General features: G+C 41.7%; 12 protein-coding genes and 3 pseudogenes. 12 read left to right on the top strand and 3 right to left on the bottom strand.

What is annotated here, in order from left to right; all coding sequences use genetic code 11:
- From IQ209_RS17500 to IQ209_RS17485, 4 genes are all read left to right on the top strand, one after another.
- Positions 1-562: DUF4123 domain-containing protein (locus IQ209_RS17500; RefSeq protein ID WP_193852470.1), on the top strand; the 562-nt coding region annotated here is incomplete at its 5' end.
- A gap of 38 nt (positions 563-600) precedes the next feature.
- Entirely contained in the window at positions 601-2550 is a 1950-nt protein-coding gene (locus IQ209_RS17495; protein ID WP_193852469.1) for a phospholipase effector Tle1 domain-containing protein, read from the top strand.
- The gene (locus IQ209_RS17490; protein ID WP_193852468.1) at positions 2550-3254 is read left to right on the top strand and encodes a DUF2931 family protein; all 705 of its coding nucleotides are present in this window, start codon (positions 2550-2552) and stop codon (positions 3252-3254) included. The genes IQ209_RS17495 and IQ209_RS17490 overlap by 1 nt, the downstream gene beginning before the upstream one ends.
- Positions 3255-3314: 60 nt before the next feature.
- Entirely contained in the window at positions 3315-3578 is a 264-nt protein-coding gene (locus IQ209_RS17485) for a PAAR domain-containing protein (protein WP_193852467.1), read from the top strand.
- Between the two features lie 403 nt (positions 3579-3981).
- Here IQ209_RS17485 and IQ209_RS17480 read toward each other — a convergent pair.
- Positions 3982-4647: pseudogene (locus IQ209_RS17480) on the bottom strand (primase-like DNA-binding domain-containing protein); the annotation flags it as partial.
- 23 nt (positions 4648-4670) lie between these two features.
- On the opposite strand from IQ209_RS17480, the gene IQ209_RS17475 reads away from it, so the two are divergent.
- From IQ209_RS17475 to IQ209_RS17440, 8 genes and pseudogenes are all read left to right on the top strand, one after another.
- Positions 4671-4847 carry a hypothetical protein gene (locus IQ209_RS17475; RefSeq protein WP_193852466.1) on the top strand — a complete coding sequence of 59 codons (177 nt, stop codon included), beginning with the start codon at positions 4671-4673 and terminating at the stop codon, positions 4845-4847.
- Between the two features lie 217 nt (positions 4848-5064).
- Complete coding sequence (locus IQ209_RS17465) at positions 5065-5490, top strand: zinc-finger-containing protein (RefSeq protein WP_339378910.1); 426 nt, start codon at positions 5065-5067, stop codon at positions 5488-5490.
- A gap of 105 nt (positions 5491-5595) precedes the next feature.
- A complete protein-coding gene (locus IQ209_RS17460) occupies positions 5596-5934 on the top strand; it encodes a hypothetical protein (protein ID WP_228005965.1) in 339 nt (112 codons plus the stop codon).
- Positions 5924-6286, top strand: a complete 363-nt coding sequence (locus IQ209_RS17455) for a hypothetical protein (protein ID WP_193852465.1) — start codon at positions 5924-5926, stop codon at positions 6284-6286. The genes IQ209_RS17460 and IQ209_RS17455 overlap by 11 nt, the downstream gene beginning before the upstream one ends.
- A gap of 338 nt (positions 6287-6624) precedes the next feature.
- Positions 6625-7155 (top strand): phage N-6-adenine-methyltransferase, encoded by a 531-nt coding sequence (locus IQ209_RS17450; protein WP_193852464.1) that lies wholly within the window; start codon positions 6625-6627, stop codon positions 7153-7155.
- Between the two features lies 1 nt (position 7156).
- Complete coding sequence (locus IQ209_RS17445) at positions 7157-7342, top strand: hypothetical protein (RefSeq protein ID WP_193852463.1); 186 nt, start codon at positions 7157-7159, stop codon at positions 7340-7342.
- Positions 7343-7431: 89 nt separating this feature from the next.
- Positions 7432-7770 carry a helix-turn-helix domain-containing protein gene (locus IQ209_RS18820; protein ID WP_339378909.1) on the top strand — a complete coding sequence of 113 codons (339 nt, stop codon included), beginning with the start codon at positions 7432-7434 and terminating at the stop codon, positions 7768-7770.
- Positions 7653-8030: pseudogene (locus IQ209_RS17440) on the top strand (integrase); the annotation flags it as partial. The gene IQ209_RS18820 and the pseudogene IQ209_RS17440, both read left to right, overlap by 118 nt.
- A 57-nt stretch (positions 8031-8087) precedes the next feature.
- On the opposite strand, the gene IQ209_RS17435 reads toward IQ209_RS17440, so the two are convergent.
- Both IQ209_RS17435 and IQ209_RS17430 read right to left on the bottom strand, forming a co-directional pair.
- Positions 8088-9128, bottom strand: coding sequence for an IS481 family transposase (locus tag IQ209_RS17435; RefSeq protein ID WP_193852462.1), 1041 nt, complete (start codon positions 9126-9128; stop codon positions 8088-8090).
- Positions 9129-9278: 150 nt separating this feature from the next.
- Positions 9279-9570 (bottom strand): annotated as a pseudogene (locus tag IQ209_RS17430) (IS4 family transposase); the annotation flags it as partial.

The raw sequence follows: 9570 nt of genomic DNA, 5'->3' as shown, positions 1-9570 counted from the left end.
GGCTCAGTTGCTGGATAAGCACGAATTCAGCGATGCCAGTTGGGGCTGGGGGTATCACAGCACCTTACCGTGGTCGTTTCAGTTAGAACACTGGCGGTTACATCAGCAGGTTCTGTTGCGGGGGCAGGTTGTCGTTTTACGATTAATGGATAACCGGATTTTTGCGCCACTGCTCCCTGCCCTGAAACCCGGTGACTGGCGCGAACTGCTGACACCAGTCAATGAGTTAATGATCGATTCGCCTGATCCCGTTTGTTATTCCCGTCCAGAAAATTGCCCGCAGACGCTACATACCGACTTATTTGTGCTGGGTGATCATCTGATTGAGGCGCGTTATGCAACGGAGACAACCCTCAAGAATCTGGCTTACGCTTTAAGTTGTCAGCTCTGGGAAGAACAGCCTGAACTGGCGCTAAAACTGGATGAACCGGAAGGGCAATTGCAGAATCGGCTTGTTGCCAGGCTGAAACAGGCAAGAGAGGAAAAACAGAACCTGGATAAATTAACGCTCAAACATTTTATGACGGATAACCCGCAAACTTTGCTTGATAAACACATTTAACGTTAATTTTTTCACACACTATAATTAAGGAAGACGACATGGGTCAGTTACAACAAACAGACTGTATAAACTGTAAAAAGGCACTGAAACACTGGATTGAATTTCAACTTGTGGATGAACAGGGTGAGCCATTAACAGGTATACCTTATAAACTGACAAGCCGGAATAATAAAAGTCTTGTACGTACCGGAACTACAGATGGAAAGGGGCTATTACGTGAAGAAAATCTTCCCCCGATGCCTGTGACATTATCTGTTACAGCTCAGTCTCTTGCCGATGAAATAGTTAAACGGACACCTCGCCAGCAAACAGGCGAGGCCAATTCACCTGTTAAGCCAGCGGCTATTTTGGACGGTCATGAATACCAATATATGACATTGGGTATGCTCAGTGATGGATATCCCAAAATTAAAGGCTGGCAGGATGATGAGTTGAAATCATCGGAACACTTTAAAGATTCAACATTAAAAGGCTTCAGCACATCCCAACTTAACCGCAGGCATGTATTAGAAATACAGGTCATTGAAAGTGGTATTAATCTGACTATTGGCGTCTTTTTTGATGGAACGGGGAACAATGTCGATAATACCGATGAGCGCTTATGTGCGAAAGAAAAAAGCGACCCAACCCCAGAGCAATTTAATGACTTTATGTGTTCACTTAATAAGTACGGTAAACCCGGTGATGTTTGGCGACTCAGTTACGATAATTATTATACCAATGTAGTTTTCTTACATAAGTTATATAGGACAAATGAAATTAGTGCAGGAAATCATCAAATCAAAGTGTATATTAACGGGGTCGGCACCAAGTCAGGTGAATCCGATAGTGTCATTGGCTATGGAACAGGACGAGGAGATACTGGTGTTGTCACTAAAACGGATATTGGTATAGAGAAGATAAAAGAGGTACTTACAGAATTTTTGGACAAAACAAAGGATAATATCAGAACACTTCAGTTCGATATTATTGGTTTTAGTCGGGGAGCGGCCTCATCCCGTCATTTCGCTAACCGTGTTTTGAAACAAGATAAAGATTTGTTAAAGGCACTTAATGAGTGCTTTGTTGATCATCGTTATCTGGAGAACCCACGTTATCCTACAGGGAAAACCCGCTTTTTAGGTATCTATGATACGGTTACAGCCATTGCTGAAATGAACAATCTGCTCAATCCTCATAATTCGTCTGTGACAGGACGCGCTAATATATTTTTATCGCCTGATATTGCAAAAAGTGTTTTCCATATTACAGCGCAGAATGAGTGCCGCTATAATTTTTCCTTAAACAGTGTAAAACCTCACTGGCCTGAACTTGAACTCCCCGGTGCACATGCTGATGTTGGTGGCGGCTATGACCCTGTGAGTGATGAAAGTTTATGTATTACTCGACCGAAATCGATGGAAGTCTCAGGGTTTGGGATACCGTCAGATAATAAACTTTATGTTTATAAAAATACGCAAAAAGAACTGGAGCAGTTAAAAAAATCCCCGACCATTGGCTCATTAGTCACAGATGAAAATGTTGAGCTGATCACATGGCATGATGATAGTTCAGAATACGCTAGGCGAACAGGTTCGACCAAGATAATGGCCGCTGCAGTTCTGACTCGTACCATCCAGAATGATTGGTCTAAAGTGGGTATGTTAGTAATGCAAGACGCAGCCCAAGAAGCTGGACTGGTTTTTAATAAGCCAGACAATAAAGATGGGAATTATCAACTGCCGGAAGAGCTTCAGTCCATAGCCAAAAAAGCTATTGCTCAAGGGTTGTCTATCAGACAGGGACAAAAACCTGAGCCTTTTACTCAGGAAGAACTCAAACTGATATGGTCTAAATACACGCACTTTTCAGCGAATTGGAATAATTCTAAAACAAAAGATAATGAAAAGCAGGGTGATATTCTTCCGGCGGAAATTGCATATGCAAATCGTCCTAATAGTGATTGGCGTAGAACTATTTTTGATAATAATGGCAAGGATATTTCATAATGAGAAACAAAAGGAAATTAGCTTTGTTACTTAGCTTAGGCATAATATTCGGGTTAGCTGCCTGTCAGTCGTATCCATCAGGAAAGCGGGTAGTGACTTACAAGCCCATTGTACGCAACAGTGAACCGCTGCCTTACGATAAATGGAAATTCCAATTTATTACCCCAGAATATTTTTACGCCAGTATTAGTTTTGTTCAATTTTTGGATGAAGATAATTATATTGTGCAAAAATTTATGCCTGATGGAGCAGATCCAGATTATAACAGTGTAAATTCATGGAGTAATAAGTTAGGTGGAGGGACTAGCGGAATTAAGAATCATGGTGAAGCCTTACCCCAGGCATTATTAGTTTGCTGGGATTCTGTGGTTGATAAAAAAACCTACCAGACAAAATTTATTTTTACATCGGATGTTCGAAAGTTGATGAGGGAGCCTTCTGCCGGGCACTCAGTTAAAAATCGTGTTTTCTACCGAGATACCTTATTTATTGGTCTGGCTCCTGGTGGAATCACCAGAGCTTGGTTACGGGGATATGATAAAAACAACGGGGATAATATTTTAGTGGCCAAAGGTGAATCAGTTTCCGGAGATAACATGACTATTTGCCGGGATAAAACAAATCATCCTGATGGTTATGGTGAATATTCTGAGGAAATAAAATCTTTTATTAAAGAAAAAAAACACCCCTACGGTGAGTGGTAAATCGGTCACTCTGAAGTTATTTATTTTATAAGAATCAATCTGCTGAGGATGATAATAACAATGACAAACAAAGCCGTAATTTTATTAAACGACACCACCGATCACGGTGGAAACGTGATTACTACTGTCGGTGGCTATACCTATAAAGGTATTCCGGTTGCCGGGGAAACGGATTTAGTTGAATGCCCTAAATGTGAAGGTGTGTTTCCCATTGTTGAAGGCAGTGAAAATTTAAAGAGTCATGGCAAAGCAATTGCTGTAGAAGGTATGAGTACAGCTTGTGGCGCTAAATTGATTGCCAGCCAGAACGAGTTTCTTGCCTGACAATCCACACTGACGCGCCACGCTTGTCTTCTCCGCTTAACCGGGCTAATACATTAACCCGGTCAAGCGGAGAGCTGAAAAACACCTGCCGGAAAAATGATTTGTTATCTAACTCCCCCCTATAAAAGAATTAGGCATAAAACTGTTCACCTGTTCACTTTGATATATTTTCATTTAAATTCATTGTGTTAAATGGTGATAACTTGAAATTAAACTCATCATCACTCTTCATCCAAGCGTTCACCTGAAATTAGAAAAAGGGTGAACAGCGTTGAATAGTTTTGAACAGTTTAAAAATAACTGTTCACCCTATAATTGATTGATATATCTAATTTAAATTACAGGGTGAACAGTAGTGAACACTTTTTTATATTTCTTTGAAAATAATTGGAATCAGGAGAAATTACTCTTCCGGCGGGTTATCTCTTGTCAGTTTTGACATCCATTCATTGACGGTTTCAATATTCAGGCTCATATTGCTGCGAATACCGTATTTGCTTTTTTTACGCAGGTAATGCAGACCATACTCTGCCAGTGCGCCCGGCATATCTATGCCAAAACGAGTTACGGAAACAGGTTTATTCAGATTATTACCTTTCATATAAGCAAGGTAGGCGTGATAAAGGTACTTACGGGGATTGAACGGCACAATCTCCGCATTACCGATTAACAGGCCGTCAGCTTCACCAGATGCAATCAAGTGGCCGCAGAAATCGACCAGTGGATCGGTGCCGCGTTTGATATCCAGCGCTTCTTCTGATTTTTGTTGCTCTGCCAGCAAATGCCTTGCGGTTTGTGGATCAGCGAAGTGATGCAGCAAATGCCGGATAATCACGGGTAATTCTGTTGTGATTTTATCCCGAAGGAACGGATCACGTTCATTTTCCGGCACGACTTCAGAAAAGTTGAAAATCACCCGACGACGAGAAACACCACCACTGCGATCGCTGAAACTCATGGCATTATTGTTTACTGCCAGCACCACCGCAGGAATACGGGTTGAATAGAGCTGTTTATGTTTCGGATCGATAGCAACTTCATCGCCGCCAGTAATCGCCTTGATGCCGGAAACCAAAAGATCCGCAAGAAATATTGACTCGGTTTACTGCTCAAGCCAATGAAATGAATCCTGCTGAGTTAAAAACTGCCTATCAGTGGGCTGAAAAAGCGTTAGCTAACTATCCTGAGCATAAAGAAAAAATGACCGAAGTCTATAACATCAGAAAATCAGAATTGGAGACGCCAGCCCATGACCGCGGAACCGAGTAAATATTATTCTGGCAACCCGTGCCAGTTGGGACACACTCTACGATATGTGAAAAACAAAATGTGCGTTGAATGCCATAAACTCGACGCAAAAGAGAGACGCGAGGAAGGCAAACAAAAACCTACCGACTTCCAACACCGAGTGACCGTGCTCGGCAATCCAGATAGAACCCTCTAACCCACCCCTATCACTACGCTGCTATGCGGCGGGAGGATTATTGTGGAAAAAACGTCATGGAATCCAAGTATAAGAGCAATCAGGAAAGTCAAAGATCCGCTACCAGCACCTACCGAATGTCGTTACTGCAATGGGAATGTGGCAATAGTCAGTCATGAAGATGTATATGGCCGGAGTTATGGAAATTGGCCATGGTTGTATATGTGCACCACATGCCGAGCCTATGTGGGGATGCACCCATTTACGGATATTCCACTAGGGACATTGGCAAATAAAGAAGTTCGTGCGGCGCGGAATAACTGCAAACAGTATTTTGAACGGATATGGAAATCAGGGAGATTGACGCGCGCGGAGGCCTATCATTGGTTAGCAAAACAGCTAGAAATTAGTCCCAGCCAATGTCATTTCGGCTGGTTCGACACTGATATGTGCGAACGGGCAGCGAATATATGCAGGAGGTTTAAATGAAGCCGCTCAAATTTAACGGTGAGATGATAGACGCTATTTTGGCTGGCAGGAAAACACAGACGCGCAGGCCAATTTAAACCACAGCCAAAAGTAACGGAGCAGGAATTGCGGCAACTGGGCGCGTGGGATAACGATTACACGCTATCTCAACAGGTTAACGCGGCATGGCAGGCTGGGTTTATAGATGTTCCGTGTCCATATGGTGATATTGGTCATTTAGTTAAATTTTATGACCAGAATAGCAGCTCAATTGGTGAAATTTATCTGTGCAATATCAGGGTTGAACAGTTGCAGGATATCAGTGAAAAAGATGCGATAGCTGAGGGTGCCTCTGCGCGAGCTGCATTCGCCAATCTATGGATATCAATCTACGGCGAAAATAGCTGGAGAGTTAATCCGTGGGTTTGGGTTATTGAGTTTCGGAGAATTAATAATGAGCAATGATGTGATTGAGTTGGCAAAAGAAATAGAAAGCCTGCAAGTTAAGGCAGCAATGGAATTATCTAATTCGTGGATAATAGAAAGGCTGTTACTAGTAAATGCAGCTGCACTCTGCTTATTGGAAAAAGGAGACAAAGAGCAAGCCATGTTTTGGATGGAAGGCCTTTTTGATTGGTCAGATGAAGATTTACTATCTGAGGCAAAAAATAACTCAGAAGATTTAGATGGCTGGGTTAATAAAAGAATGGAAAGTGAAGTTAGCACAATAAAAGCACTAGAAATTATCCGCACAGAAATGCCTTCCGTCGAAAAAATAAAAAAAGTCATTGGAAGAGTCAGCAAAGAAACTCGCTGAATATGAAAATATGAAACCTGTGGCATATTACAATTTAGTGGATGGAAAAATATGTAAAAACATAGATGATTTTGATGAGGGCAAAACAATGTTTGCAGTTTGCCTCTATCCTCATCCAAACAAATAACGAGAAATAAACATGGATATTATCGACGCAGCGAATGAATTAAATAAGCTGAATATATCTCATGCTCTACGGAACCGGCCACCAGCATTAACCAGTATCAACGGAATGTGTCGATGGTGTGAGGCAGAACCAGCAATACACGGTGCATTCTGTAGTCGGGAATGTGGGGAGGATTATGAGCGGGATAGGAGGAAAATAAGGAATATAAACAATGAGTGATTTTGGAGGCAGTAACACGCCTAAAGAATTTAAAGACCTCTGGCAAACTCCACTCCCATTATTTCTGGCACTCGATATAGAATTCGGATTTTATTTAGATGCAGCCGCCGATGCTCAGAATACCCTGTATGCACATTATCTCACGGAACGAGATAATGCACTGGAATGTGACTGGGAGAGTTATGGTGCAATATATGTAAATCCACCCTATAGCAATATTTCGAAATGGGTAGAAAAAGCCGCTATCGAATGCCGGAAACAATTACAGCCTATTGTGATGTTAGTCCCCTCTGATACATCTGTGGGCTGGTTTAAATTGGCATTGGAAACGGTGGATGAGGTCAGATTAATAACGGGTGGCAGAATTTCATTTATTCCAGCGGATTTAAATATCAAAGGTAAGAGTAATACAAAAGGCTCAATGTTTTTAATTTGGCGGCCGTTTATTACTCCACGAAAATTATTAACCACAGTCGATAAAGAATATTTATTTAATATCGGTAACGAACAATTGAGGAAATAGCATGAATATACCAAAAGTAACAATTGAAATACCCCGTAAATCAGCAAAAGAGTTTTGTTATTTTCATGATGACGAAAAGTTAGCTGATGAAGATTTAATTTATTACATAAACGAAATTATCCGAGATGCATTAAACGACACTGAATTCCCAGTCTCAGAGATAAAAACCAATATTACGGATGATTAATATATTTAAGAGCGCAGGGAAAATAATGGCAAGGATTGCTTTAAATAATAACTAAAAATTTCAATCAAGCTCGATAAAAGGAGTTAGAAATGAATATTGAAGATGACATTTGGGATACAAAAGAGGCAGCCAAAGAGCTTAAAGTTTCATCAAGAACTGTTGCTAATCTAATAGCCACTGGTGCTATAGACGGCAAACGGATCGGCAAAGGATATAAAACAACTAAGTCTGCTGTTCTTGCTTATATTAAAAGCCCGATGCAAACTCATAGAGCGAGCAAGGGTGATCGTAATGGAGATAAATCATGTCAATCACCCAAAGAAACGGAATATGGCACTGTCATTTCTTTACATCGTCAGGAAAGAGAGTTAGGAAATCTCTTGGCACGAGGGACAAAAAGCAAGCGCAGGAGCTGTATGACAAATTAAAGGCTGAGGCTTGGCGGGTTGATCAACTGGACGATCTGCCAACTCGTACATTTGAAGAATGTTGCATTCGCTGGCTTAGGGAAAAAGAGCATAAAAGGTCACTTGATGACGACAAAACGAAAATTGAGTTTTTTCTACAACATTTTTCAGGTCGAGATATATCCAAAATAACGGCAGATGAAATCTACAATGTCGTGTCAAACATGAAGAATCGTAAACATTATCAAATTTGGGAGAGCAAAAGAGACGCAGCAATAAAATGTAGTAGTTCAGACTTGATCTGACAGTCACCCACTTTGAATTCAGTGCCTGTCAGATTAGCTCTGGGTTAGGTTTTTTTCCGCCCAGATGACTTTTCCTTCCAATAATGTCGCTATTGGTGTGCGACCACAACATCTTTTTCCCTGATGGGTACGATGATGGTTGTAGTGCTTTATCCATTCATCCAGATCCTTTTGCAACTCATCAAGTGAATTGTACAGTTTTTTTCTGAATGTTACTTGGTAAAACTCGTTCAAAATCGTCTTATGGAAGCGCTCACAGATACCGTTTGTTTGTGGCGATCTGGCTTTCGTTTTCGTGTGGTCTATATCATTTATCGCTAAATAAAGCTGATAATCGTGCTGTTCAACACGACCGCAATATTCTGTGCCCCGGTCGGTTAATATCCTCAGCAGGGGTAATTGATGCGACTCAAAGAAAGGAAGCACTTTGTCATTCAGTATATCCGCCGCCGTAATCGGTGTCTTGGTGGTATACAATTTGGCAAACGCTACCTTGCTGTAGGTATCGACAAAAGTCTGCTGGTAAATCCGCCCAACCCCTTTCAAATTACCCACATAAAACGTATCTTGTGAACCCAAATAACCGGGATGTGCTGTGTCGATTTCACCCCAGGCCTCATCATCCTGTTTCTTCCTCTCAAGTGCCACCACTTGGGCTTCCGTCAGAATTATTCCCTTCTCCGCCACGTGTTTTTCAAGCGCCAGTAAGCGCTTTTTAAAGTTTTCAAGGTTGTGCCTTAACCAAATAGATCTCACTCCACTGGGTGAGACAAATACCCCTGATTTACGCAGCTCGTTACTGGTTCTCACTGGCCCGTAGGCCGGGTAATCAAGGGCAGATTGAACAACCGCATGTTCTGTTTCCGAATCAACGCTGTTTTTAAGATTGGGAGTTCTTTTGCTCTGGTTTATTAGTGCATCAATACCCCCGGTTTCAACGAGTTCTTGATAACGGTAAAAAGTGTCTCGGGATACGCCCATGACTTTGCAGGCTCTGGAGACATTGCCCAGTTCTTCTGCCAGGTTGAGAAGACCCGCTTTGTGTTTAATAATTGGATTGTTAGTATGTAGCATGAGAGTTACCTTTTAGTTTCTTTGAGTTAAGATTCAGCACCTTTAATCAAAGCGGGTAACTCTCTTCTTTTCAAATCGAAGTGTCAGATCAAGTGATGACTAATACAAATAAAAAAAGGAGAAAAGCCCCTTGCATACACTGTCTCTTGATCACATCTCTAGCTCAAGAGACTGTGCAAGCAAGTAACCCTCCAGGATGGTTTGTAATATGAACCATCCTTCCCATAGCCTTTCCCATCCTACTCGACCATTACGTTTTGAATCGTACCAACCTGCAAGCTTGCCGAGGTTAATATAGGCCCAGTAGAGGCTTGGGGCTTTCTTCGGTGGTTTCGATTTGTTTTGCTTTGACCACAGTAAGTTCCACGCTAGCGGACTCAGGATCATTTCACAGCTCTGCTTTTCTGCTTCCTCTTTATTAAGCCCCAGATAGCGCAATTGA

The organism is Xenorhabdus sp. BG5 (assembly GCF_015163665.1).
Taxonomy (GTDB): domain Bacteria; phylum Pseudomonadota; class Gammaproteobacteria; order Enterobacterales; family Enterobacteriaceae; genus Xenorhabdus.
The sequence above is the reverse complement of the archived record's forward strand: the minus strand, read 5'-3'. Positions and strand labels throughout refer to the sequence as shown.

What these genes read in the sequence shown, in the direction of transcription:
- IQ209_RS17495 (WP_193852469.1), top strand. Translation starts at nt 601, where the DNA reads ATGGGTCAGTTACAACAAACAGACTGTATAAACTGTAAAAAGGCACTG.
- IQ209_RS17455 (WP_193852465.1), top strand. Translation starts at nt 5,924, where the DNA reads ATGAGCAATGATGTGATTGAGTTGGCAAAAGAAATAGAAAGCCTGCAA.
- IQ209_RS17490 (WP_193852468.1), top strand. Translation starts at nt 2,550, where the DNA reads ATGAGAAACAAAAGGAAATTAGCTTTGTTACTTAGCTTAGGCATAATA.
- IQ209_RS17445 (WP_193852463.1), top strand. Translation starts at nt 7,157, where the DNA reads ATGAATATACCAAAAGTAACAATTGAAATACCCCGTAAATCAGCAAAA.
- IQ209_RS18820 (WP_339378909.1), top strand. Translation starts at nt 7,432, where the DNA reads ATGAATATTGAAGATGACATTTGGGATACAAAAGAGGCAGCCAAAGAG.
- IQ209_RS17435 (WP_193852462.1), bottom strand. Translation starts at nt 9,128, where the DNA reads ATGCTACATACTAACAATCCAATTATTAAACACAAAGCGGGTCTTCTC.
- IQ209_RS17485 (WP_193852467.1), top strand. Translation starts at nt 3,315, where the DNA reads ATGACAAACAAAGCCGTAATTTTATTAAACGACACCACCGATCACGGT.
- IQ209_RS17450 (WP_193852464.1), top strand. Translation starts at nt 6,625, where the DNA reads ATGAGTGATTTTGGAGGCAGTAACACGCCTAAAGAATTTAAAGACCTC.